The 24,662-nt window shown below is 67.5% G+C and carries 21 protein-coding genes; 9 read left to right on the forward strand and 12 right to left on the reverse strand.

What is annotated here, in order from left to right:
* Positions 1 to 40 precede the first annotated feature (40 nt).
* From NET02_RS13255 to NET02_RS13285, 7 genes are all read right to left on the reverse strand, one after another.
* Entirely contained in the window at positions 41 to 1,096 is a 1,056-nt protein-coding gene (locus tag NET02_RS13255; RefSeq protein WP_284057904.1) for a LacI family DNA-binding transcriptional regulator, read from the reverse strand.
* A gap of 365 nt (positions 1,097 to 1,461) precedes the next feature.
* The gene (locus NET02_RS13260; RefSeq protein ID WP_284057905.1) at positions 1,462 to 2,961 is read right to left on the reverse strand and encodes a gluconokinase; all 1,500 of its coding nucleotides are present in this window, start codon (positions 2,959 to 2,961) and stop codon (positions 1,462 to 1,464) included.
* Positions 2,962 to 3,125: 164 nt separating this feature from the next.
* Positions 3,126 to 3,635: a 2-amino-4-hydroxy-6-hydroxymethyldihydropteridine diphosphokinase gene (folK, locus tag NET02_RS13265; RefSeq protein WP_284057906.1), complete on the reverse strand. Its 510-nt coding sequence runs from the start codon at positions 3,633 to 3,635 to the stop codon at positions 3,126 to 3,128.
* Positions 3,629 to 4,462, reverse strand: a complete 834-nt coding sequence (folP, locus tag NET02_RS13270; protein ID WP_284057907.1) for a dihydropteroate synthase — start codon at positions 4,460 to 4,462, stop codon at positions 3,629 to 3,631. The genes folK and folP overlap by 7 nt, the downstream gene beginning before the upstream one ends.
* 44 nt (positions 4,463 to 4,506) lie before the next feature.
* Complete coding sequence (gene folE / locus NET02_RS13275) at positions 4,507 to 5,061, reverse strand: GTP cyclohydrolase I (protein WP_284057908.1); 555 nt, start codon at positions 5,059 to 5,061, stop codon at positions 4,507 to 4,509.
* Positions 5,058 to 5,438 (reverse strand): dihydroneopterin aldolase, encoded by a 381-nt coding sequence (gene folB, locus NET02_RS13280; protein ID WP_284057909.1) that lies wholly within the window; start codon positions 5,436 to 5,438, stop codon positions 5,058 to 5,060. The genes folE and folB overlap by 4 nt, the downstream gene beginning before the upstream one ends.
* 9 nt (positions 5,439 to 5,447) lie before the next feature.
* Positions 5,448 to 7,016 carry a DUF8173 domain-containing protein gene (locus tag NET02_RS13285; protein WP_284057910.1) on the reverse strand — a complete coding sequence of 523 codons (1,569 nt, stop codon included), beginning with the start codon at positions 7,014 to 7,016 and terminating at the stop codon, positions 5,448 to 5,450.
* Between the two features lie 394 nt (positions 7,017 to 7,410).
* Between NET02_RS13285 and NET02_RS13290 the strand changes: the two genes are divergently transcribed.
* Positions 7,411 to 9,033 (forward strand): bifunctional aminoglycoside phosphotransferase/ATP-binding protein, encoded by a 1,623-nt coding sequence (locus NET02_RS13290; protein WP_284057911.1) that lies wholly within the window; start codon positions 7,411 to 7,413, stop codon positions 9,031 to 9,033.
* A gap of 9 nt (positions 9,034 to 9,042) precedes the next feature.
* Here NET02_RS13290 and NET02_RS13295 read toward each other — a convergent pair whose 3' ends face one another.
* The gene (locus tag NET02_RS13295; protein WP_284057912.1) at positions 9,043 to 10,044 is read right to left on the reverse strand and encodes a tyrosine-type recombinase/integrase; all 1,002 of its coding nucleotides are present in this window, start codon (positions 10,042 to 10,044) and stop codon (positions 9,043 to 9,045) included.
* Positions 10,045 to 10,450: 406 nt separating this feature from the next.
* Between NET02_RS13295 and NET02_RS13300 the strand changes: the two genes are divergently transcribed.
* The 6 genes from NET02_RS13300 (at position 10,451) to NET02_RS13325 (ending at position 17,694) form a co-directional block, all read left to right on the forward strand.
* A complete protein-coding gene (locus NET02_RS13300) occupies positions 10,451 to 11,848 on the forward strand; it encodes a solute carrier family 23 protein (RefSeq protein ID WP_284057913.1) in 1,398 nt (465 codons plus the stop codon).
* A gap of 164 nt (positions 11,849 to 12,012) precedes the next feature.
* Positions 12,013 to 12,894, forward strand: coding sequence for an FAD binding domain-containing protein (locus NET02_RS13305; protein ID WP_284057914.1), 882 nt, complete (start codon positions 12,013 to 12,015; stop codon positions 12,892 to 12,894).
* A complete protein-coding gene (locus tag NET02_RS13310) occupies positions 12,891 to 13,406 on the forward strand; it encodes a (2Fe-2S)-binding protein (RefSeq protein WP_284057915.1) in 516 nt (171 codons plus the stop codon). Before NET02_RS13305 ends, NET02_RS13310 begins: the two co-directional genes overlap by 4 nt.
* Positions 13,407 to 13,435: 29 nt before the next feature.
* Positions 13,436 to 15,817: an aerobic carbon-monoxide dehydrogenase large subunit gene (gene cutA / locus NET02_RS13315; protein WP_284057916.1), complete on the forward strand. Its 2,382-nt coding sequence runs from the start codon at positions 13,436 to 13,438 to the stop codon at positions 15,815 to 15,817.
* A gap of 20 nt (positions 15,818 to 15,837) precedes the next feature.
* Entirely contained in the window at positions 15,838 to 16,653 is an 816-nt protein-coding gene (locus NET02_RS13320; protein ID WP_284057917.1) for a cyclase family protein, read from the forward strand.
* 51 nt (positions 16,654 to 16,704) lie between these two features.
* Positions 16,705 to 17,694 (forward strand): zinc-dependent alcohol dehydrogenase family protein, encoded by a 990-nt coding sequence (locus tag NET02_RS13325; protein ID WP_284057918.1) that lies wholly within the window; start codon positions 16,705 to 16,707, stop codon positions 17,692 to 17,694.
* A gap of 69 nt (positions 17,695 to 17,763) precedes the next feature.
* Here NET02_RS13325 and NET02_RS13330 read toward each other — a convergent pair whose 3' ends face one another.
* The 4 genes from NET02_RS13330 to NET02_RS13345 form a co-directional block, all read right to left on the reverse strand.
* Positions 17,764 to 18,444: a hypothetical protein gene (locus tag NET02_RS13330; protein ID WP_284057919.1), complete on the reverse strand. Its 681-nt coding sequence runs from the start codon at positions 18,442 to 18,444 to the stop codon at positions 17,764 to 17,766.
* A gap of 75 nt (positions 18,445 to 18,519) precedes the next feature.
* Entirely contained in the window at positions 18,520 to 19,911 is a 1,392-nt protein-coding gene (locus NET02_RS13335; RefSeq protein WP_284057920.1) for a selenium-binding family protein, read from the reverse strand.
* Positions 19,912 to 20,246: 335 nt separating this feature from the next.
* Positions 20,247 to 21,152 carry a sulfurtransferase gene (locus NET02_RS13340; RefSeq protein ID WP_284057921.1) on the reverse strand — a complete coding sequence of 302 codons (906 nt, stop codon included), beginning with the start codon at positions 21,150 to 21,152 and terminating at the stop codon, positions 20,247 to 20,249.
* Between the two features lie 45 nt (positions 21,153 to 21,197).
* Positions 21,198 to 21,734: an OsmC family protein gene (locus NET02_RS13345; RefSeq protein ID WP_284057922.1), complete on the reverse strand. Its 537-nt coding sequence runs from the start codon at positions 21,732 to 21,734 to the stop codon at positions 21,198 to 21,200.
* Positions 21,735 to 22,547: 813 nt separating this feature from the next.
* On the opposite strand from NET02_RS13345, the gene NET02_RS13350 reads away from it, so the two are divergent.
* Complete coding sequence (locus NET02_RS13350) at positions 22,548 to 23,111, forward strand: DUF1684 domain-containing protein (RefSeq protein WP_284057923.1); 564 nt, start codon at positions 22,548 to 22,550, stop codon at positions 23,109 to 23,111.
* 5 nt (positions 23,112 to 23,116) lie between these two features.
* Positions 23,117 to 24,604 carry a leucyl aminopeptidase gene (locus NET02_RS13355; protein WP_284057924.1) on the forward strand — a complete coding sequence of 496 codons (1,488 nt, stop codon included), beginning with the start codon at positions 23,117 to 23,119 and terminating at the stop codon, positions 24,602 to 24,604.
* The last annotated feature ends 58 nt before the right edge of the window (positions 24,605 to 24,662 follow it).

The raw sequence follows: 24,662 nt of genomic DNA on the forward strand, positions 1-24,662 counted from the left end.
GTGCGGAAGCAGCGACCGAGCATCTCGCGTCTCTGTCTCCTCAGTTCACCGGGACAGCGTCAGCGACGAGGGTTTCTTCACCTCTGGCGAGGTACCAGAGCGGATTGGCTCCGCACGATTTCCGGATAACGAGCTCCGCCGGAAGGACGATCTGTCGTGGGTCCCCACAATAGCCTCCGATGCGGTCGAGGAGCAGGCGCATGGCTGCCTCCGCCATTGCAGTGACAGGCTGGCGGACCGTCGTCAACCCGATGGGACGGTACGATGCTTCTTGCACATCGTCGAACCCGATCACAGCGACCGCGTCCGGCACCCGGAGGCCTCGATCATAAAGTGCGTCGATGAAACCGATTGCAGTCAGGTCGTCGGCGCACAGCATCGCCGTCGGTCTATGGCGAAGTCTGAGAAACCGCAGGCCAGCGTTGTAGCCACCTTGCCAGGAATAGTGACCGTCGAAGATCCAGCCGCGACGGACGGGAATGCCTGCCTGGTTGAGGGCCTCACGATAACCTCGTTCGCGATCCCGGTTAGTCGAGGTGTTCCGGACGCCTCGCACGTACCCGACAGTCGCGTGCCCGAGCCGGATGAAATGTCGCGTCGCCTCGTAGGCTCCAGAGTAGTTGTCGATCACCACGCTGTCTGCTGGAACTCCAGGCAGGTACCGGTTGACCAGAACGACGGGAAATCCATTGGGGACGAGCGTCCTGATATAGCTGTCATCGAGCATGACTGAGGTCATGATGATCCCTTGGACGCGGTGCTCGATGAGCATGCGCACGTGCTGCCGCTGGAGCCGGTGATCCTGAGAGGTGCTACAGAGGATGATATTCATGCCCTGTGACGCCGCTATGTTCGTGATCGATTCGACGATCTCGGCAAAGAAGGGATTCTTGATGTTGGCGACGACCAATCCGATCGTATTCGTTTTGCGAGTGGCGAGGCTCCTCGCCAGCACGTTCGGCGTGTAATTGAGCGCCTCGATGACCTGAAGAACCCGCTCGCGCGTCTGCGGACTCACGTTCGTCCGGTTGTTGAGCACGCGTGACACGGTCGCCTGCGAGACCCCGGCAAGTTGCGCGATTACGCGACTGTTCACATGGCCGCCCTGGTCACCAAGGCGCATCATTGCCTTGAACTCCAGCTCGCTCCGCGACCGGTGCGATGTGTGTTTCGACTCCGTGCGGGTTCAGTACGGTAAGGTGGCAGGAAGGTGTATACGTATCCAGCACGCTCCCACTCTAGCTGTTATCCGCCCGGAAGTCAATACCCCCATGCGAGCGTGGAAATTCTCGCAGTACCGTGCTTGGAGCATATCGATCCTGAGCCTCGAACGATGGCGTGCTCGCTGCCTGAAAGAGACGGTCGCTGTTCGGAGGGCAGACGAGGACGCTCGGTGGAGCCAGGCACGTTTGTGGAAAGTGATCCTGCGAAGGCACAGCGCATTCTCTACCGCAGTTAAACTTACAGTCCTGCACTGATCACCAGGCGGTAGAGCGCCTGCTGGCGGGCGAGCATCGCCTCGTAGGCCGGGGCATGGTCTGGGTCGGGCGTGATCTGGTGAGCGCCCTCCAGCGACGGGCGCGCCAGTGCCTCCAGGCTTCCGAGTCCCAGTCGTTCCAGCGTGACCAGCGCCGCCCCGCGCAGCGACGCCTCTGGCTCGGGTGAGAGGGCAAGCGGCTGCCCGAGCGCATCGGCCATGATCTGTGCCCAGACCGGATTGTTGACGAGCCCGTTGCCACTGCCGACGATCAGTCGCTCGCCGGGCACGGCCGCCAGGATCAGGCGGTAGACGAGGACGAAGCGGCAGGCCACTGCCTCGAGCGCGGCTCGCAGGACTTCGAGGGCGGTCGTGTCCAGGTGCAAGCCGGAGAGAGTCGCCCGGGCGTGCCCGGCCCAGCCAGGGCTGCGCTCGCCCGCGAGGAACGGTAGCCAGACCAGCCCATGAGCGCCGGGCTGGCAGGCGGCCAGTGCCTCTTGCAGCTCGTCCAGCGACGGGAGGCGGAACTCGCGGCACACCCAGTCGATGAAGTTGCCGCCCTCGCTCAACGCGCCGCCGAGCACCGGCCGGCGGCGGTCGAGCCGGTACAGCCACAGCCCCTGCGGCGGTTCGGGCGGCATACCTTCCCAGAGCAGGCGCATGGCGCCGGAGGTGCCTACCATCAGGGCGAGCCGATCGGTACCCACTGCGCCGCTTCCCACGTTGCTGCACGCGCCATCGCCCCAGGCGGGAAGCCAGGCGGCGCGAGTCAGTGCTGGCCAGCGCCGGGCATAGGTGGCGCGTAGGCCGCTCGCCGGCTCGTCGCCGATGGCGGACAACTGGCTGGGCTGGAGACCGACCGCCTCGAGCGTGGGGAGATCCCAGCCGAGCGTCTCGTGGTGGAAGAGCCCGGTGCCGGACGCCATCGAGATGGAACAGGTCGCCTGGCCGAACCAGCGAAGGAAGAGATATTCGGCGAAGGATACCCAGCGTGTCGTCCGTTCCCAGATGCTGCGGTACTCGGCGCGTAGCCAGGCAAGCCGGGCAACCGGATAGCTCGGGTGCAGGTAGGCCCCGGTGCGCCGGTGGTGCGCCTCCGGGTCGAGCCGCTCGCGCAGCATCGGCACGACGCGAGCGGCCCGCGTGTCGGCCCAGGTCAGGACTGCGGTCGTCGGCCTCCCGCTGGCGTCGAGGCCGAGGAGGCTGTGCCAGAAGGTCGCCATCCCCACCGCCAGGATCGGCCGCGTTCCTGCCACGGAGATGACCTGGTCGATCAGCCCCTCGACCGCCTCTGCCAGCTCCTCAGGGTCGAGCTCGGCGCCACCGTCCTCGCTCGTGCGTAGGCGACAGGCGGCGCGTGCCAAGGTGCCGGGCAGCAGTGTGCCCCGCGAGTCGAAAATCGCCGCTCGAGCCGACGACGTGCCGATGTCGAGTGCTAGGACGAGACCCTGATCACCGCAATGCTCGTGGTCGCTCGGTTGCACGCTGCTCCTCCCTGCTGAGGCTGCGAAATACCGCCCGAGGGTGGGAAAGCCTGCGGATCGCGCCTGCCGTGCGAATCCTACCAGGAGGGTCGGCTACGCTGTCCTTCTGGAGGTTATCTCGCCGGTCCGTGCTGGCGGTTATCATCGCGAGGACGAGGTTGGTCTCAACTCTCCCCTGAAGCCCACTCGGACCCGGCGATCTGGAGGAGCTGGGCGCTGACGTCACCGAGCGCGGCGAGCAGCTCGCGGACCGGCTTGTGCAGCGTCGGGTGCCGGAGGTTCGGCGCGATCTCGAACAGTGGCACCAGCACGAAAGCCCGCTCGTGCAGACGCGGATGGGGGATCGTCAGCTCGGGCCGGTTGAGCACGAGGTCATCGTAGAACAGGAGGTCGAGGTCGAGCGTGCGCGGCGCGTTGGGGAACGGCCGCTCCCTCCCCGCGGCCTCCTCGAGCCCTAGCAAGTGCCGGTGGAGTTCCTCAGGCGATGCTCCGGTTTCGAGCGCGACCACCGCGTTCAGGAACCAGGGCTGGTCGAGGTAGCCGACCGGCGTAGTCTCGTAGAGCGAGGAGACGGCGACGATCTTGCCTATCTCGGCTAACCCGCGCACGGCGCCGCGCAGGTAGCCGAGCCGGTCTCCCAGGTTGCTGCCGAGGCCGATGTAAGCCCTCACCATCGCCCGCGCACGACCGCGTCGGTCATCCGCACGACCCGGACGATCTGCGGCACGTCGTGGACCCGCACGATATCGGCGCCGTTCGCGATCGCGAGCGCTACCGTGGCTGCCGTCCCCTCGAGCCGGTCCTCCGGCGGTGTCCCGAGCACCTGCCCGATCATGCTCTTGCGTGAGGTCCCAACCAGGATCGGCCGCCCGAGCACGGTCAGCTCACGGAGCCGCCGCAGGAGGAGCAGGTTGAGGTCCGGGGTCTTGCCGAAGCCGAAGCCGGGGTCGATGACGATCCGCTCCCAGGCGATGCCGGCCGACAGCGCGTGCTCGATCCGCCGTGCCAGCTCGCGCACGATGTCGGGAATCAGCCGATCAGCGGACTCGATCTTCCGGTCGTGCATGATAATCACCGGCACGCCGGCTCGCGCGGCGAGAGGCGCCATGTCTGGATCGCCCTGAAGCCCGCGCACGTCGTTGATGATCGAGGCGCCGGCCTCGAGGGCAGCCTCGGCCACGATCGCCTTCGAGGTGTCGATCGAGATCGGCACCGGAATGGCCTGGGCCAGTGCCTGGATAGCCGGAATGACCCGACGGAGTTCTTCCTCCGCCGGAACCGGCGTGTGCCCGGGCCGGGTGGATTCGCCGCCGACGTCGATCAAGTCTGCGCCGGCCTCGACCATGGCCCGTGCCTTCTCGACCACCGCGTCGAGCTGCTCAGCCAGACCATCGCCGCTGAACGAGTCGGGCGTGACGTTGATGATTCCCATGACGTAGGTCCGGCGACCCCACTCCCACGTCTCCAGAGCGGTCGCGGACCGTGCTGGCGTCGCCGCCATCGCTCCCCTCCATCATTGACGTAAGTAGTCTACCGCATGCGCCTTCACCAGGAGGCGAGCAGAGCGCGGAGCGACGGGTCATCGTCGAAGGCGCCGTGGTAGACGGCGGTCAAGACCCGGCTCTCTCGGGCCTGGACGCCGCGGATCGTCATGCACATCTGCTCCAGCTCGAGCTGGACCGCCACTCCCTGCGGGCGCAGCGCTTGCTCGATCGCCTCGGCGATCTGCCGTGTCAGGCGCTCCTGAAGCTGCGGGCGGCGAGCCAGCGCGTCTACCAGCTTGATAATGCGGTCCGAGCCGACGATGCGCCCGTCAGGCAGATAGGCCACATGAGCTCGGCCGACCATCGGCACCAGGTGGTGCTCGCAGACCGAGCGCACCGGGATGTCGCGGATGACGACCAGACCCTCGTGTTGCTCGGCCAGCGGCTCGGCCAGAAAACTGGCCGGGTCGATCTCCAGCCCGCCGAGTAGTTCTCGCAGCATCTCGGCTGCACGGCGTGGCGTCTCCCGGAGCTCCGGTCGATCCAAGTCCTCGCCGGCTGCCTCCAGGATCATCCGGACAGCCGTCTCCAAGCGCGCTCGGTCGATCTCCCTCATGACGCCCTGCCCCGCTCTCGGGTGATCTGCACGCCGACTCGCTCCAACACGCTACCGGCAATGGGCGCTCCAGGCTTCCACACAGTGACGGTGACCGATTCGACGAGCGGGAACCGCGCGAGCACGCCTGCCGCGATCTCCTCGGCTAGCGTCTCGACAAGCTGGCGTGGTCGACCCTCCACAATCTCGCGGGCCACCCGGTAGAGGTCGCTGTAGTTCACTGTCTGTGCCGGCTCGTCGCTGGTACCAGCCGGACGCAGGTCACAGCGCGCCTCCAGGTCCACCAGGAAGCGCTGGCCCAGCCGTTGCTCCTCGGGATGGACGCCGTGATACCCATAGAAAACCATCCCGCGCAGAATGATGACATCAGCGGCCATCGAGGGCCCCTACCGCTCTTTTCGATCTTCTTCGGCCTCCGGTCGGCCGGCTGGTGGTGATGCAGGTTGCTCCCCGATCGGGCGCGTGTCCTCGGGCGGCTGGCCCGCGGGCGATTCGGGCGAGGCTGGCTGCTGGCGCTCAGGCGTGGGCGCGCTGGTCTGCGCCGGCTCAGTCATGGCTGGGCCGGCTGCCGGCTCGGCCTCGCTCGGGGTAGCTGGCCGCTCGGGTGCCGGGCGCTGCGACGTGATCGCTGGCTCGGTGATCGGCCGTTCTTCTCGTATCTGGGCGCTGCGTTCGGGTCCGAGTCCAGGCGTCCCTGGAAGTGGACCAGTCACTGGCCTGAGCTCGGTCTCCTCGGCCGGCGGCGGAGGCGCAGCGGCCGGCGCGAGCGCCGGCACCGGCTTGCCCCAGCCGGTCAGATCGGTCCAGATCGCCCCGAGGGCGAGGACGGCAATGAGAAAGCTCAGGATCGCTGTCCACCAGGTGGCGATACCGAAGGGTAGCGGCAGTAACCTGATCAGCACGACCAAGCTGGTGCCGATCAGCATTGCCAGCCAGAGCGGCAAGCGCCTGGTGGTGCGCCACGAGAGAGGCACCGCTCCTCGGACCAGCGAGAGCCCCAGGAGCACCTGGCTCAGGTAGAGGGCGGCAAGGTAGAAGCCGAGCAGGAGAAGCCCAGCCGGGACGCCGACCACCGTGATCAAGAGGATGAACGCGAGGATCGGGACGGCAATCAACAGGGCGATGCCCCAGAGTAGACTTGCCACCGGAGCTTGCCGCAATGTGTCGGCGATCGTGGCACTGCGCCGGGGCAGGAGCATCACCAGTAGCGTGCCGGCGACAAGTGCCCACGCCAGCCGCAAGAGCAGGCTGCCGAGCCAGGCTAGTGCCCGCTCCGTGAACGACCGCTCGCTGCCGGTCGCCGCCCCTGTCGGAGTAAAGCGTGTTTGACCCTGGATGCGCGCTCCGGGGTCGATATTCGCTGCCTGCGGCGCGCGGTAGCTCAAGTCCCCGCCGATGACCGCCTGCGGCCCGAGCGAGAGCTGGTTATCGATGTCGAGCAGCACGTCTCCGCGTACCTCGCCCAGCAGGCGCGCCTGGGTGGCACTTCCGCGGAGGTCGCCGTCGATGCGACCAGCCACTGTCACCGTTCCCGCTCCCAGGACGAGATCGTTGGCGATCCTGCTCCCGGAGCCGACGGTCACGTCGCCACCAGCGGCTACGACATCCCAGCCAACAGGACCGTTGATCGTCACGGTTCCCCCGGCGACCCGAACCGTGCCTCCTACAGGGCCGTTGAGCGTTATCGTCCCGCCGGCCACTGTCACGTCGCCATCGACCTGGCCGTTGACCGTCACCGTTCCCCCGGCGACCACCAGGCTACGCGTGACACGCCCATCGATAGTGATCGTCCCGCTGAACGCGTACACGTCGTCATCGATGGTCTGACCCTGTGCGACGACCACCTGGCCATCGGCCAGGAACGTTGCCGCACGGGCTGGTCTCGGCAGCGCCAGGGCGGCCAGTGCGAGCAGGAGAGCAGCGATCGTGCGAGCGATCGCGATACTGCTTCGCATGCTTCCGCTCCTCTCGACAAACGCCGTCCACGCCGAAGTCGACCCACGTTTCTGCTCTCGATCGACACACACAATACCATGCTTGCCTGGCGGCTGTTGGAGAGAGTGGACGAATGGATGCCAAAGGGATCCGGCGCAGAACTCCACCCGGCGGGTCGAACCCCTCTCTGGGAGACGCGGCTTGCGTCGCCGGCCCTCGTGGAGCGCTAGCGATAGACGGGTCATCAGCCACGGGGGCGCGAGTCTCCAGGTCTCTTTCAGGTGCGAAGAGCTGACTTCCAGCCCTCAGCGAGGATCGGCCAGCTCCGCTTGCATCGTGGAAGAGAATCGCGGTAGGGTTCTGTGGACTTCGGGACCCTCAGACCGCGTACCGGCAACGAGGTGGAGCGCGAGCATGGCGATCGATTACGACGACGAGGCGCGGCAGCACGTCGCCCGCCTGCTGGCCGATCTCAGCCGGCCCGAGGCCTATCCCTTCGCGGTGGATGCCGTCGACATCGAAGAGACCCACATCTCGATCGTCTTTCTGGCTGGCGATCTGGTCTTCAAGGTGAAGAAGCCGGTCGATTTCGGCTTTCTCGACTTCACCACGCTCGAGCGGCGGCACCAATTCTGCCAGGAGGAGGTGCGCCTCAACCGCCGGCTCACGCGCGATGTCTACCTAGGCGTGGTGCCGGTCGTGGAGGTTGGTGGCCAGCTCCAGTTCTATGGCGATGGCCCGGTCGTCGAGTACGCGGTGAAGATGCGCCGGCTGCCAGACGACCGGATGCTGCTGCGGATGCTCGGACGGGGCGAGGTGGACGAGCGCGTGCTCGTAGCGCTCGCCGACCGTTTGACGCGTTTCTACCGCGAGGAGGCGGCTACCGGGCCTGGAGTGGACGAGTGGGGAACGCCGGAGGCGGTCTGGCACAACATCCGCGAGAACTTGGATCAGACTGCTCCCTATGCCGGCGAGATCATCGCGCCGGTACAGCTTCGCTGGATCGAGGACGCCTCATCCAACTTCCTCTGGAGCCAGGCCGACCTCTTCGGCCGCCGGGTGGCTGGCGGCCAGATCCGGGAGGGGCACGGCGACCTGCACCTGGCGCACGTGTTCGTCGAGCGGCCGGAGCCGGATGGGCTCCAGATCGTCGACTGCATCGAGTTCAACCCCCGGCTGCGGTGCGGCGACATCGCGGTGGATATCGCATTTCTCTCGATGGATCTCGATCACCACGGTCGCTCGGACCTGGCCGCGCGCTTCGTCGCGCTGCTCGCCGAGCGGCTGGCGGACGACGATCTTGCCCGGCTGGTCCACTTCTTCTCCATCTACCGGGCGCACGTGCGGGCGAAGGTTAACTGCTTCCGCACCGACGAGCTCGCGCCGGAACTGCCCGAGTACCTCGCGGTGCGCACCCAGGCCGAGCGCTACATCGACCTGGCGACCTCGTACATCGTCGAGCCGATGCGCCCGACGCTCTTGCTGGTCGGGGGGCTCGCTGGTACGGGCAAGAGCGTGCTCTCGCGGCGGCTGGCGCGTGTGCTGGGGGCGCGGCTGGCCTCCTCCGACGTGATCCGTAAGGAGTTAGCCGGCCGGCCGCTCGAGAGCCGCAACCCGGTTCCGTTCGGCGAGGGGATCTATGGCCCCGAGCTGACGAGGGCAACCTACGAGACCCTGCTCGCCCGGGCCGGCGAGTCGCTGGGGACAGGACACTCGGTCGTGCTGGACGCAACCTTCCTGGACACGAGCTGGCGGGAACGGGCACGCGACCTGGCGCGGTCGCGCGGCGCTGATCTGCTGCTGATCGAGTGCCGTTGCCCGCCGGAGGTGGTTCATCACCGGCTGCTGTACCGTGCTCACGAGCCTGGACAGGTCAGCGAGGCCACCTGGGCGATCTACCAGGAGCAGCGCGCACACTACGGCGAGACGTTCACTCAGGTAACCGGCTTGCCGCACATCGTCGTCGATACCGACCGGCCCTCGGCCGAAGTGCTCGAGGACGTGCTCTGCCGGCTTTCCCTCCGCCGGCGGCTCTGATGCCAGGCCTCAGGTCGTATCGGGACTTGACTCCCCGAGCAGCGGCGGCGCGGCGAGCTTGAGATAGCGCCGAACGCTCATCCGGTTGCGGGCGTCGTCGGCCAGGCCCAGCAGTTCCAGCAGCTCGTCCTCGGTGGCCCCCCGCCGGGCCTGCTCCACAGCAAAGGTGTGCCGGAGCGTCTGCGGCGTGACCTGCTTCTGGATGCCGGCTGCCTGTGCCACTCGCTCGACGAGCTTGTTCAGCGACTGCGGGAGAATCGGCACCAGGTAGTCGACCGGCTCGTCACTGTCCTGGAGCAGCCGGTGGTAGATTTCGGTCAATTCGGCGCTCGCGGCCAGCTTGCGCTCGCGCAGCCGGCGTCTCAGCCCCTCGTAGAAGATGTACACGACCGGCCGCTCGGGGTCGGACCAGTCGATGTGCGAGGCCCGCAACCCCAATACCTCCGAGCGGGTGAGTCCGAGCTTGAGCATCAGCCAGATGGCCAGGTGCGCTCTCGGGCCGTCCTCGGCGGCGGCCGCCAGCAGCCGCTCCTGCTCTTCGGCGAAGAGCGGCTGGGGCGTCTTGAGCGGGATGTGCTCCGGGTAGAACGCCGCCGTGGGGTCGCTGTCGAGCACCTTGGCCTTGTTGATGAGGAACTTGAAGAACCCGGAGACAGTAGTCAGCCGCCGCTTCCTAGTAGAGCGGCCCCGGCTCTCGTTGAGGAACGTGGCGATATCCCGCCGGGTAATCGCTCGGATCGGCTTGGGGCCGATCAGCGACTCGAACACGGCGAGGTCGTAGCTGTACGACTTGACGGTGTTCGGCGGATGGCCAGATTGCTCCAGGTACCGCCGGTACCAGTAACGCGCGACGTCGAGGCTCGAATCTGCGGTCAGGTCGGGGAGCAAGCCGACATGGCCGCGGAGCCGGCCATCGGCGCCCAGTTCGAAGAGTGGTGGCTGAAGGGCGCGAGGCTTCCGCTCGGGCTCATCGGTCTGGAGTGGCTTGCTCACCGCCGCAGCCTCCGGCACCGTCGATCCTTCGGCACAAATGTTCTATTTGTCTCATAGCCTATCCAGCGCCTGGCATCCTGTCAAGCCATGATCAGTCCTTTCAGTGTTGACACCACTCTCCGTGGAGTCCTAGACTACTTTGCGTCGTTTGTTCGCGAGGAATGACCGATGGGCGAGCCGGAACCGGACAGCGTCATTGCCGTCGTCGGTGGCCCATGTGCCCCGAGAAGAGCGCTGGCATGCTGAGCCGACTCGACGCCCACCGAGACCGGTGGGCGTACCTGCTTCGCGGCCGCGCTCCAGCTCACGGCATTGCCCGTAGCCCGCCCCGGGGCAGGGCGAGGTGCTGCTCGGCTCGTGCGCGGTCGAGCCGAGGGAAGGGACGGGGGTGTCTCGCAAGCGCGGCGTGAAGAGGGGGAAGACCATGGTGCTGCAGTTGACCTGGCGTGAGAAGACCGGCGGCGTGATCGCCCCGGATGAGCGGCTCCCCTGGGGGCAGACGGTAGCGCTCGGCCTCCAGCATGTGCTGGCGATGTTCGGCGCGACGGTGGTAGCGCCGCTGGTGATGGGCTTCGATCCGAATCTGGCGATTTTCTTCTCGGGTATCGGAACGCTCATCTTTTTCGTCTTCGTCGGCGGGCGAGTGCCCAGCTACCTCGGCTCGAGTTTCTCCTTCATCGGGCCGATCGCCGCTGCCATCGGCTCGCCGGCAGCCGGCAACTTCAACCCGGCCGATATCCCGAAGGCACTCGGCGGGATCATCGCGGCCGGGCTGCTCTATACCATTATCGGCCTGATCGTGCACATCTCGGGGACCGCCTGGATCGATCGGCTGATGCCGCCCGTCGTCACCGGTTCGGTGGTGATGATTATCGGCCTGAACCTGGCTCCGGCAGCCTGGGGATTGGTGCAGCAGGGGCCATTCCTAGCCATCGTCACGCTCTTCGCGGTGTTGATCGTCGGGCTCTACACCCGTGGCATTTGGGCGCGGCTCCCCGTATTGCTCGGTACAGTGATCGGCTACGTGGTGGCGCTGATCCTCGGCGGGACATCACCGGAGGGGCGGCAGATCTGGTTCTTCCAGGTTCAAGGTGTCGATCTCTCGGCTGTGCGCGACGCGGCCTGGTTCGGCCTGCCGGACTTCGTCGGCCCAGCGTTCGATACGCGCGCGGTCACGCTGATCGCCCCGGTCGCGATCGTCCTTGTGGCTGAGAACTTCGGCCACATCAAGGCCGTCGAGGCGATGACCTCGCGCAACATGACCCAGTACCTCGGCCGGGCGTTCATGGGCGACGGGGTAGCGACCATGGTCGCCGGTACCGGTGGTGGGACAGGCGTCACCACCTACGCGGAGAATATCGGCGTGATGGCCATGACGCGGGTCTACTCCACCATCATTTTCCCGATCGCCGCGCTGGTTGCGATCCTGCTCGGGCTGTCACCCAAGTTCGGCGCGCTGGTGCAGTCCATCCCGGCGGGCGTGCTCGGAGGGATCACCACGGTGCTCTTCGGCCTGATCGCTGTCACCGGAGGCCGGATCTGGGTCGAGGGCGGCGTGGACTTCACCAAGGGAATCAATCTGTTCATCGCCGCCGTGGCCCTGATCCTCGGCGCGGCCGACTACAAGCTTCGGCTCGGTGACTTCGAGTTCGCCGGCATCGCGCTGGGCACGTTCGGCGCGATCATTCTCTACCAGCTCTTCAAGGGCGCGCCGCAGGCGTTCGGCGAGTTCGAAGCGGCCCCGGCCGAGGCGGGGGCAGTGGAACCGCCGCCGGGAGTCGAGCCCGAGCCGGGTCGACAGTCCGGATCTGGTGGGCGATGAGCCCGGCCGAGCTGGGGTCCGAGTCCTCGCCGCGCGGCGAGGAGACTGCTCGTCCGGGCGGACGAGGCCACGATGCGCACCCTGCGAGAGAGGTGGACCGCCGTTGCGCCGGTGCGCGGGCTTGAGCCAAGATAACGACGGGCCGCGAGAGGGAGTGGCAGCCGGTGAAGCCGCCGCGTTTCCAGTATCACGTCCCGGAGTCGCTCGATGAGGCGCTCGGGCTCCTAGCCGAGCTCGGGGCCGATGCGAAGCCACTGGCTGGGGGGCAGAGCCTCGTCCCGCTGCTCAACATGCGCCTGGCCCGGCCTGGGCACCTTCTCGATCTCAACCGGGTCGCTGAGCTCGATTACCTGACCGAGCGCGACGGTGGCCTGGCGCTCGGGGCTATGACTCGCCAGCGCGCCGTCGAGCGCTCGGCGCTGATCCGGGATCGCTGCCCGCTGCTTGCGCAAGCCATTCGTTACGTCGGCCACCTGCCGATCCGAACCCGCGGAACCATCGGCGGTAGCGTGGCGCACGCCGACCCGGCCGCCGAGCTGCCGGGCGTGCTGGCGGCGCTCGATGGCCGGATCACGCTGCAGAGCCGCTCGAGCACGCGCGTGCTCGACCCGGCCGACTTCTTCCTCGGAGTGCTGGCATCGGCTGCCACGCCGGAGGAGCTCGTGACGGAGATCTGGTTGCCTGCGGTCCCCGAGCGGACAGGGCAGGTCTGGTTGGAGGTCGCCCGGCGACATGGCGACTACGCGCTGGTGGGGCTCGGAGCGTCGGTAACGCTCGACGGCGATGGAACCATCAGCGAGGCGCGTCTGGCGCTCATCGGCGTCGGGCCGGTGCCGGTGCGGGCGCGGCGGGCCGAGGAGCGGCTGCGCGGTGAGTGGCCCGCCACCTCGCTCTTCCGCGAGGCGGGCCGGCTGGTGAGCGCCGAGATCCAGCCTGAGACCGATGTCCACGCGACGAGCGAGTACCGCCGCCGGGTCGCTGCGGTGCTGACCGAGCGGGCGCTGGCAGAAGCGACCCGGCAGATCACCAGGGAGACGGTGGAGTGAGCGCAGAGGTGGGTGCCGGCAGCGCGCAGCGGCGGGCGATCAGGGTGACCGTCAACGGGGTCGTGTACGAGCGCGTCGTGGAGCCACGGCTGCTGCTCTCGGACTTCCTGCGGCACGAGCTGGGGTTGACCGGCACGCACGTGGGGTGCGAGCACGGCGTCTGCGGCGCCTGCACCGTGCTGGTGAACGGGGAGCCGGCTCGCTCTTGCCTGATGCTGGCGGTGCAGGCCGACGGGCTGGCGATCGAGACCGTCGAGAGCCTGGCCCCCGACGAAGAGCGCCTGCACCCGCTGCAGCAGGCGTTCTGGGACAGGCACGGGTTACAGTGTGGCTTCTGCACCCCTGGGCTGCTGATGCTGCTCAAGAGCTTCCTAGCGGAGAACCCGAGCCCGTCCGAGGAGGAAGTGCGGGAAGCCATCTCCGGCAACCTCTGTCGCTGCACTGGCTATCAGAACATCGTGGCTGCTGCGCTGGAGGCGGCACGGCTCCTGCGTGAGCCGGTTGCCGGATGATCTCGGGACAGGCGGGGAGGAGGCGTCTCGTGCCGACGCGGATGCTGGGCGAGCCGGTCAAGCGGCGGGAAGACCCGAGGCTCTTGACCGGCCACGGTCGTTACGTGGACGACATCGATCTCCCCGGCATGCTCCACGCCGCGGTGCTGCGCAGTCCCTACGCCCATGCCCAGATCGAGCGCATCGACGCGAGCACAGCTCGAGCCCTCGAGGGAGTGGTCGCCGTCTTCACCTACGACGACCTCGGCCCGGCCCGGCAGCGGATGCCCCTCCTGATCCCCAACCCGGCGCTCACTCATCCCTACACTCGTTATGCACTCGCGCGCGACGAGGTGAATCACGTCGGCGAGGGGGTGGCGCTGGTCGTTGCCGAGAGCCGCTACGTGGCCGAGGACGCGCTGGAAGCGATCCGGGTCGAGTACCAGGAGCTGCCGCCGGTGGTCGACATCGAGCGGGCGGTCGAGCCTGGAGCGTGGCTGGTGCACGAGGAGCTCGGGACGAACGTGGCTGCGCACTACGTCGGGGTGGTCGGCGACCCCGAGCGCGCCTTCGCCCAGGCGGCGCACGTGTTCCGGGAGCGGCTGGTCATCGAGCGCAGCGCCGCCATGCCGATCGAGACGCGGGGGATCGTGGCGGCCTGGGATCCGTACCGGGAGGTGCTTCGGGTCTGGGATTCGACTCAGGGGCCGATCGTGATCCGCAACGCGCTCGCCGCTCTCTTCGGTTTGGCCCCGCACCAGGTGGAGGTGATCGCGCCGGACGTCGGCGGCGGCTTCGGCTGCAAGATCATGTTCTACCCGGAGGAGGTCCTGATCCCCTACGCCGCGCTGGTGCTGGGCCGGCCGGTGAAATGGACCGAGGATCGGATCGAGCACTTCATCGCTACGAACCACGAGCGCCTGCAGATCCACGACGCCGAGATCGCGGTCGACGCTGAGGGCCGCATCCTGGGGGTGCGCGACATCTTCCTGCACGATGCCGGAGCCTACACGCCCTACGGCATCATCGTGCCCCAGATCACGGCCTGCCAGCTCCCCGGCCCGTACAAGGTGCCGAACTATCACGTCGAGTTCCGCGCCGTCTACTCGAATACCGTGCCGGTGAGCCCGTACCGTGGCGCCGGGCGGCCGCACGCCTGCTTCGTGATGGAGCGGCTGATCGACCGGGTGGCCGATGAGCTGGGGCTGGATCGGGCCGAGGTGCGCCGCCGCAACTTCGTCCAGCCTGACGAGTTCCCCTACGACGTCGGGCTGGTCTTTCAGGACGGCGCTCCCACGCGCTACGACAGCGGCGACTACCCGGCCATGCTGGCCCGGGTGCTGGAGATGGTCGACTACGAGCGCTTCGTGCGCGAGGAGCAACCGCGCCTGCGTGCCGAGGGGCGCTACGTCGGTATCGGACTGGCCTGCTACGTCGAGGGTACCGGGATCGGCCCGTACGAGGGCGCGCACGTCCGCATCGAGCCGACCGGGCATGTCTATGTCGCCACCGGGATGCCGCAGCAGGGCCAGGCGCACAAGACGATCTTGGCCCAGGTGGCGGCCGAAGAGCTCCAGGTGCCGATCGAGCGCATCGTGGTGATCGAGGGGGATACCGCGCACTTCGGCTTCGGCTCGGGCACCTACGCCAGCCGCAGCGCGGTGGTAGCCGGCAGCGCGGTGGCGCTGGCCGCTCGGCGGGTGCGCGAGCAGGCGCTAGAGCTGGCCGCGCGTGAGCTGGAGGTCGACCCGGCGGACTTGGTCGTCGAGGATGGGCGCATCTTCGTGCGGGGCGCGCCCGAGCGCGGGCTCAGCTACTGGGAGGCGGCCCAGCTCGCCAACCCGCTGCGCTATGCCTACGGCACGGAGGCGAGCGAGTTGCTGAGCAAGCCGCGGCCGTGGAACGGCCCGGCGCTGCCGCCAGGCCGGCAGCCGGCGCTGGAGGCGACCGAGTACTACAGCCCGCCGCACGCGACCTGGGCGAGCGGCGCCCTCGCCTGCATCCTAGAGGTCGATCCGGGTACCGGCATGATCAGGTTCCACCGGCTCTGCGTCGTCCACGACTGCGGGCGGGTGATCAACCCGATGGTAGTCGAAGGGCAGATCCACGGCGGTATCGCCCAGGGGATCGGAGGAGCCTTCTACGAGCGGATCGTCTACGACGAGAACGGCCAGCCGGTCAACGCCAGCTTCATGGACTTCCTGATCCCGACGGCGGTCGAGGTGCCGCCGATCGAGATCGCCCACCTGGAGACCCCCTCACCGCTCAACCCGCTGGGTGTCAAGGGGGTGGGGGAGGCGGGAGCCATCCCGGTGCCGGCGCTGGTGGCCTCAGCGATCGACGACGCGCTGCGCCCGCTGGGGGTGCGGGTGACGCGGATGCCGCTCGGCCCCAGCGAGTTGCTCGAGCTGATCGCGCGGTCGACGGAATGAAGCAGAGGAGGGGCAGGCAGGTGAGCGTACCGCTGGACAGGATGCGGGTTCTCGATCTCTCGCAGGACTGGGACATCCACACGCCAGGGTTCGCCCTGTACGAGGGGCCGACGGTGACCTGGGTCAAGCGACTGGCCTTCGACAAGGCGGGTGGGCAGCGGATCACCTCCACGCTCCACGTCGGGACGCACCTCGACGCGCCGCTCCACTTCCAGACCAATGGTCTGGATATCGCCTCGATCCCGCTGTCGAAGCTGGTGGGCTGGGCCTGCGTGGTGGACCTGACTCGCTACGGAATCGGCGACTACGACATCTACGGCCCGGAGCACTTCGAGCAATGGGAGCGGGACACCGGGATCCGGATCCAGCCCGGTGACATCCTGGTGATCCACACGGGTTACCATCGCCACTACCCGAGCGACTGGGCCGCGGCATGCGCCGAGTCGGACCCCGACGATACCCGTTACTTCATCAAGCATCCCGGCCCGACGCGCGCATTCGCCGAGTGGGTGCTCGAACGGGGCATCTCCTGGCTGGCTGTCGACGCCGGCTCGGCCGACCACCCGATGAACACCGTCATCCGCCGCGTGCGGCCGGATCTGGCCGCCGAGGCCGAGCGCAAGCTCGGGCGGCCGCTGAGCGAGGTCTTCCCCGACGAGGACTACCAGATCATGCACATCCTGCTCTTCCCGCGCGGGGTCATCCACATCGAGAATGCCGGTGGGGAGATCGATCAGGTGCTCGACCGGCGGGTGATGGTCGGCTGCTTCCCTTGGCGCTTCAAGGGCGGCGAGGCGGCCTTCTGCCGGTTCGTGGCCTTCGTGCCGGAGGAGTAGGCGGTCCGAACGAGCGTTCGGGCCGGGCGGCTGCGGTCTGGAGCTGTCACGATGCGGGCGATGGTGTTGACCGAGCCTGGCCGACCGCTCGAGCTCCGGGAGGTGCCCACCCCCGAGCCTGGGCCGGGGCAGGTACAGCTCCGCGTGCGGGCCTGCGGTGTTTGCCGGACCGATCTGCACGTCTTCGATGGCGAGCTGCCGGAGCCGAAGCTGCCGCTAGTGCTCGGCCACCAGATCGTCGGCGTGGTCATGAAGGTGGGCGAGGGCGTCGGGCGGTTCGCTGTCGGCGACCGGGTGGGCGTGCCCTGGCTAGGATGGACTTGCGGGCGCTGCCGGTATTGCTTGGGTGGCCGGGAGAACCTCTGCGACCAAGCGCGCTTTACCGGCTACCAGCGCGACGGCGGCTACGCCGAGTACGCGGTAGCCGACGCTCGCTACTGCTTCCCGATCCCCGAGGACTATCCGGACTTGCAGGCTGCCCCGCTGCTCTGCGCTGGCCTGATCGGCTACCGGGCCCTGCGATTGGCTGGTGAGGCCGAGCGGCTCGGCCTCTACGGTTTCGGCGCGTCAGCGCACATCGTGGCGCAGGTCGCGCGCTACCGCGGCCAGCGGGTGTACGCCTTCACCCGGCCGTGCGACCTCGAGGGGCAGCGGTTCGCCCGCGAGCTGGGCGCCGTCTGGGCTGGCGGCTCCGACCAGCTCCCGCCCGAGCCGCTCGACGCCGCGGTCATCTTCGCTCCAGCCGGTGGGCTGGTGCCCCAGGCGCTGCGCGCGGTGGCCAAGGGTGGCGTCGTCGTCTGCGCTGGGATCCACATGAGCGATATCCCCTCATTCCCCTACGAGATCCTCTGGGGCGAGCGGGTGCTCCGCTCGGTGGCCAACCTGACCCGGCAGGACGGCGAGGAGTTTCTAGCGCTGGCGCCGCGAGTGCCGGTCCGGACCACGATCCAACCCTACGCACTGGAGGAGGCGAACCGGGCGCTGGAAGACCTGCGCGCCGGCCGCGTCCACGGTGCCGCCGTGCTGGTGGTGGCATCGTAGGGGGAACATTGTCGGGGCGAATGACCATTCGCCCCGACAGTCTATTGTGTTGGTCTTCGCGGGTTGTCCTTACAGTGCCCAGAGGCCGAGGACGAGCGTGATGAGCCCGGCGAGCGCCAGCGCGCCGACCCAGATCAGGTCCAGGTTGATCCAGGCTCGGCGCAGCACCTCCACGCCCACCTCCTGGTAGACCACCACGGCGATAAGGCCCATCACCAGGAACATGGCCAGCGTGTGCAGCGCCACGGCCGCAAGCCCCGATCCGATCGAGCTCCCGGCTGCCATCGCATGGCCCGCGTGCCCAGCGGTCGCCAGCGCTGGCACGGCACTGGCTGGCCGCAGGTGGGCGAGCACAGGGACGAGCATGAGCCCGGCGCCGTGCGCGGTCGCCATCAGGAACGACCAGAGCGCCAGCTCGTGCGGCTTGACGCGCATGCCGACCCAGCGCGGGTGACGGAAGCGGGTCGCGACCTTGTAGGCCGCGAACGCCAGCAGCAGTGCCCCACCGAGGAGCAGCAGGAGCTCGCGGGAGACCGCGAGCTGCAAGAGGCCGATGGCGATGGCCACCAAGCCGGTCGAGGCGGCATGGCCGATCGCGATCGGCAGAAGCGCCTCGACGACCGCGCGCAGGCGCCCTTCCTGCAAGCCCAGCGCAACCGCGAAGAGCCAGCCCATCGCCGGGTTCAGCCCGTGAAACGCCCCGAGCAGGATCAGTGAGAGCCAGGGCCAGGCAGTGCCCAGATCAGCCATCAACGAGCACCAGCATGGCTGCCCTCCCCTCCCGGTCGCCGGGAGGGGTGGGTCGAGAATCGACGACGACCTGCACTACGGGAAGCAGTACGAGTCGGTCGAGGCATCGCCGCCCTGGAGCCGGATCTGGTGGGCCCGCTGGTCGCCGAAGTCGAGGAAGAAGTTCGGGTCGAAGCTGATGCCTCCCTCCGGGTTGACGTCGAGCTTGACCATCCAGCCCCGGATGCCGTCCGGGTAGAACTGGGCGTCCCAGGGCAGGTAGAGCGAGTTGGTGAAGTAGACTCGCCGCCCGTCGCGGCTGACCTCGACCATCTGCGGCCCGCCGTTGAGCGGCCCGGGAGCGGCCGGGTGGCCGGCCCGCCGGACGATGCCGCCGATGTGCACCGAGCCGGTGAGCTTCGGGTTGAACGGGTCGGAGACGTCGTACTGCCGCAGCTCGCCGGTGCCCCAGCACGAGACGTAGAGGAACCGGTCGTCGACGCTCAAGTCGATGTCGGTGACCAGCGGCGGAACCGCCTTGAACGGCTTCAGGATGTCCGGGAGCTGGTCCTCCTCCGCCGGCTCGGCTGGGATGTCGATAACCTTGCGGACATCCCAGGAGCCGTTCTTGCGATACCAGACCCAGATCGAGGAGGAGAGATCGTTCAGGCTGACGACGGTATTGACGAAGCCGTAGGACTTGGTCGGGTCGTGGGCCGGGCGCAGCTCGAGCGCGATCTGGTGCTCCTTGCCCAGATCGATAGTCTGCACGTGCCGCCGCCGGCGCAGATCCCAGAAGTGCAGCCGGTGGCCGTACTGTCCCTCGAGCAGCAGGTCGCCCTGGACACCGTTCTCGACCATCTTCGGCGTGCCCCACTCGCTGGTGACCATAGTGTCATAGCCGAGGTGCCACCAGAAGTCGTAGTGGAGGTACTGGTCACCGCGGTCGATCTCCCAGCGGCCGAGCACGTCGAAGCTGTCGTGGTCGAGGATGAAGATCCCGCCTGGACCATCACCGTCGGGCGCGCCGAGGGCGCTGATGTAGATGCCGTCCGGGCCGCAGTGCACCGTGTGGCCCTTGGCGTAGCCGGCCCGGTCGGCGACCTCCTCCGGCTCGATGACTTTGACGATCTTCGGCCGGGTCGGATCGGGCTTGGTGTCGACGATGTAGATCCGCGAGGAGCCGAGCGCGGGCACGACGAGATAGCGCCGTTCGACGTGCGGGTGCGGCGCGTTGGGGCAGAGCATCGAGCTGCAGGCGTTCCAGCCGAAGTGGTGCAGCTCGTCCCCAGCGTGGGTCATCTCGACCTCGCCGACGACCTGGCCGTAGGTGCTCGACTGGGGGTTGACGTCCACGACGCAGATGGCGTCGGGCCGGCTGTCGCCGTTGGGATTGATCCGCACCACGAAGGCTAGCTCTTCCGGGGGAGCCTTCATTGCCGAGCGAGGAGAGGGGTAGAACGTCGGGTCGGGCCGCCAGACTGCCATGGTGCCTCCCTCCGTAGATCGCCGCGCGCAGCGCGCGGGTAAGTGTCACCGGGCTGCTGGCTTACGCCAGTTTCGAACCACGAGACACAACTGTCAAGTGACGTATGTCAAGCGACGCAGACTCTCCGCCTCGCTCCCGCTGCAAGACGTGCCCTAAGAGAGCCGTCGAGGGCACAGCGATCAACTCGCGCGGGATGAACCGTGAGCGGCGGATCACCGCGACGGTATCGCTTCCTCCTCGAGTGACCAGGACGCGCCTGTGGCGTCCACCCCAGGCCCGAGAGCCGGGGCGGGACGCCCGAGTGGAGCTCGGCGTCCCGCCTCTCTCCGTCGGTCTAGCGCTCGATGGGGAGCCCGACCGCGTTGCCCCACTCGGTCCAGGAACCGTCGTAGTTACGGACCTGCGGGTACCCGAGCAGCTCGTGCAGGACGAACCACGTGTGCGACGAGCGCTCACCGATCCGGCAGTACACGACGATGTCCTTGTCCGGGAGGATGCCCTTGCTGCCGTAGAGCTGCTTGAGCTCCTCGGCGCTCTTGAAGGTGCCCTCCTCGGTGACGGCTTGGCCCCACGGGATGTTCACCGCTCCCGGGATGTGCCCACCGCGCAGCGCGCCCTCCTGGGGATAGTCGGGCATGTGCAGCAGCTCGCCGGTGTACTCGCCCGGGCTGCGCACGTCGACGAGTGGCTTGCCCTCGGCAACCTTCTGCCGATCGCGGTAGCCGATATGCGCCAGCACCTGATCGCGGAAGGCGCGTAGCTCGGGGTGGGGCGTCGGCACCGGGTACTCGGCGGGTGGGTACTGCGGCACCTCGCGGGTCATCGGCCGTCCTTCGGCCTCCCACTTCTTGCGGCCGCCGTCCATGATCGAGAGCGGGCCGTGGCCCATGTAGCGGAAGAACCAGTAGGCATAGGCTGCCCACCAGTTGTTCTTGTCGCCGTAGAAGATCACCCTGGTCTGCGGGCTGATCCCCAGTCGGGAGCAGAGCTGGGCGAACTGCTCCGGGCCGATGAAGTCCCGCACCAGTGGATCCTGAAGATCGGTGTGCCAGTCGATCTTGACAGCTCCGGGGACATGCCCGAGTTCGTAGAGCAGCACATCTTCGTCCGACTCGACGATGCGGATATTCGGATCGTCGAGGTGCTCGGCCACCCACTCAGTGGTCACCAGCGCTTCGGGGTGGGCATAGCCCCGGTCGAGCACTCGCGGATCGACTTCCAGGGTCGCGCGCTCTGCCATGACGATTCCTCCTTTCCTCTCCCTCCGGAATCCTGCCCCCACGTCCTAGGCCGCTGAGGTCTGAGCAGGACGCTCGATCGCGAGCGTCGTCGTGATCGGTACCGGGTTGGTCAGCATGTCCTGAGCCGGGCAGAACCGTTCGACCAGATCAGCCAGCTCGCGTAGCCGGGACTCCGGCTCTGGACTGACAAGCCGGACCCGAGCCTCGATCTGGCGGAAGCCGGGGCGCACCGATGGGTCGAGGCCGAGAAAGCCACGCAGATCCAGCATTCCGGTCAGCTCGATCTCGATCGCGTCGAGCTGGATACCGAGCTGCTCAGCATAGGCAGCGTAGACGATCTCCTGGCAGGAGCCCAGCGCGAGCAACAGCAGCTCGACCGGTGTCGGCCCCTGATCCTCGCCACCGAGCCCTGGCGGCTCGTCGATCGTGATCGGATCGAACTCGCGAACCTTGCCGGTAACCCTCGTCCCACCCGTCCAGCGAGTCCGCGCCTGGACGATACCCTCCGCCATTGCCGGGTTCGCCAGGATCGCCGAGCTCAACGTGCGGATCGCGTCGATAACGTGCCCGTTTCTGCTCATCGTTTCCCTCTTTGCGCCTTCCTGACCGTGATAACGAAGCGCCGGTCGTGCAGCCCCGCCAGGTTTCCAGCGCATGGTAAGGACGCGAGATGCTGGCGCTGGCGGGCCGAATGGTTACAGGGTTCACCGGTCGCGATGTGGACCGCGACCAGTTCACGTTCAATCAACTGGGCTTGTCGAGCACAAAGGGGGCTGACCAGGTCGCTCGATGGAGCGGCCGGTCAGCGGCAGGTACAGCAGCAGATCCGGGGCCAGAAGGAGAAGACGCCGATCATCGGCGGGCACGGTGGCACCGGCGAGTGGGAGATGCCATAGCGATCGAGTGGCGGTCGCTCGGTCATGCCGGACGCAGGCCCTTCCTGGTCGAGCGCTACGCTGCGACGTGCCGCCGCTCAGACGTGCACAATACCACAGTATATGGGGATGCTCGATCGGTGTCAATTGCGGAATGGGCTCGCCGGGTGCCGAAGAGGCTGGTGAGATGGCCTAACTTGACACTACTGGGGGGACCATGATAGGCTCGAGGCGTTGATCGGTAGCCTGCTACACCGTGCAGGGTGGAAGGAGGTGATGCCCGGATATGAGTAGTGGTACATTGACGGGCGTCACCGTGGAGGTCACCAGCTAGCTCGCCTAGCCACAGGCGCGGTGAGCGCAATCTGGGACTTCTCGGTGAGCGCCCGAGAGAACCGGGAGCCGGCCATCTCCATGGGCCGGCTTTCCGTTTGCCCCGCAGGCCGTTCACCTGCGGTATCCTAGCTTGCGGGTCTGGTCGTGGCGGCCCGCTGAGCTGAAGACGGATGGAGTAGCCCCATGAGCCGCTTGGAGGACTTTCGTCGGCGCCGCGACGAATTCTTTCGCAATCATGCCAACTCACCGCTTCTGCCGGAGCAGAAGGAGCGCTTTGCGGGATTGAGTTATTATCCGGAGAATCCGCAGCTTCGCTTCGTGGTGGAACTCGATCGGGACGCCGTGTCTCACGATCCGGTCTTGCTGGCGACGACGACGGGCGAGCCGAAGGAATTCATCCCGGCTGGTAAGGTCACCGTGACGATCGAGGACAAGCCAGTCAGCTTCGTCGTCTATCGGGAGGTGGGGCGAGGGCGCTACTTCCTGCCCTTCCGCGATGCCAGTGCCGGGAAGGAGACCTACCCGGTCGGTCGCTACCTCGATCCACAGGAGACGCCCGACGGTAAGCTGGTCATCGACTTCAACTACGCCTACAACCCGTACTGCGCCTATAACGATCGCTGGACCTGCCCGATTCCGCCAGCCGAAAACGTGGTCGACGTGCCGATCCGGGCCGGCGAGAAGAGCTATCCGGACTACGTGTCGGTTCATTCGTTCAGCTTCACGATCGAGGGCTCGGAGGAGTAGGCACGATGACCATCCGCTTCACCGCCGAGCGGCGCTCCCCAGCCGAGCTCACGGACACCCTGCTGGTTCCTGTCGAGGCCGGCGGTTCCATCGATGCCTCGATCCAGGAATTGGATCGGATACTTGACGGAAAGCTATGCCAGAGCGTAGGGGATCTCGGGCTCACCGGGCGGGTAGGCCAGGTGACCGTGTTGCCGACCTGGGGACAGCTCCCGGCCCAACGGCTGGTGATCGCTGGCATCGGGTCACCCGAAGCGCGTACGGCCGACGATATTCGACGGGCTTGGGGCGCGGCCGCGCAGGCGGCTGCCGAGGCAGGGGCACGCACGCTCTACTCGCCGCTGCCAGCGGTACCTGGGCTCGATCCGGAAAGGGTCTGCCAGGCGGCAGTGGAAGGCGCTGGCCTGGGGACGTACCGGTTTCTGGAATACCGCACCAGAGTGGAGACGACCCTATCGCTCGAACAGGTCATCTTCCTGGCCACCGCCGGGCAAGTCGAGCGGGGGATCGAGCGCGGGCGGACGGCGGTAGAGGCGGTGTGCCTCGCTCGCGATCTGGTGAACCGGCCGGGCAACGAGCTGCCGCCTGAGCGACTGGCCGGGATAGCCTGGGAGATCGCCGAGCGGGCCGGGTTGGAGTGCAGGGTCTACGATCGCGGCGCGCTCGAGGAGCTCGGTGCCGGCGCCATCCTGGCTGTGGGCCAGGGGAGCCGGCACGAGCCACACCTGATCCACCTCGTCTACCGTCCCGCCGGGCAGCCGCTCGCGAGCGTAGGGCTGGTGGGCAAGGGGGTAACCTTCGACACCGGCGGCATCAGCATCAAGCCGGCCGAGGGCATGGAGCGGATGAAGGGCGACATGGCCGGAGCGGCGGCGGTGATCGGCGTGATGCAGGCTGTGGCGACGCTGGGACTGCCGATTGCCGTGCACGGCGTCGTCGCCGCAGCCGAGAACATGCCTGATGGAGCGGCGTTCCGCCCCGGCGACATCCTCCGGGCGCTCAACGGCAAGACGATCGAGGTGATCAGCACTGATGCCGAGGGCCGGCTGCTGCTGGCTGATGCCCTGACCTACACCGCCCAGCAGGGCGTGGACGTGATGATCGACCTGGCGACGCTGACCGGAGCCTGCGTCGTGGCGCTGGGCAAGCAGGGCACTGGACTCTTCGGGACCGACCAGGACCTGGTCGATGCGCTGGTACGCGCTGGTCAGCGTGCCGGCGAGAAGCTCTGGCCAATGCCCTTGTGGGACGAATACCGAGAGCTGCTCAAGAGCGAGCACGCGGATATCAAGAATACCGGCGGGCGCTGGGGAGGGGCGATCAACGCCGCGCTCTTCCTCCGCGAGTTCACCGAAGGGGTGAGCTGGGCGCATCTGGATATCGCCGGGCCGGCTTGGGCCGAACGGGGAGGACCGCTCGGGCCTGCTGGCGGGACTGGGCACGGCGTGCGGACACTGCTCTACTTCCTCGAAGAGTACGCTGCCCGCTCCTAGCGAGTAGCGGGCCGTCGCTCGATGCGTCCCGCTCCAGTCGCCTGCTCGGTCGGTAGCC

The organism is Thermalbibacter longus (genome assembly GCF_023806485.1).
Classification (GTDB): Bacteria; Chloroflexota; Chloroflexia; order Thermomicrobiales; family Thermomicrobiaceae; genus Thermalbibacter; species Thermalbibacter longus.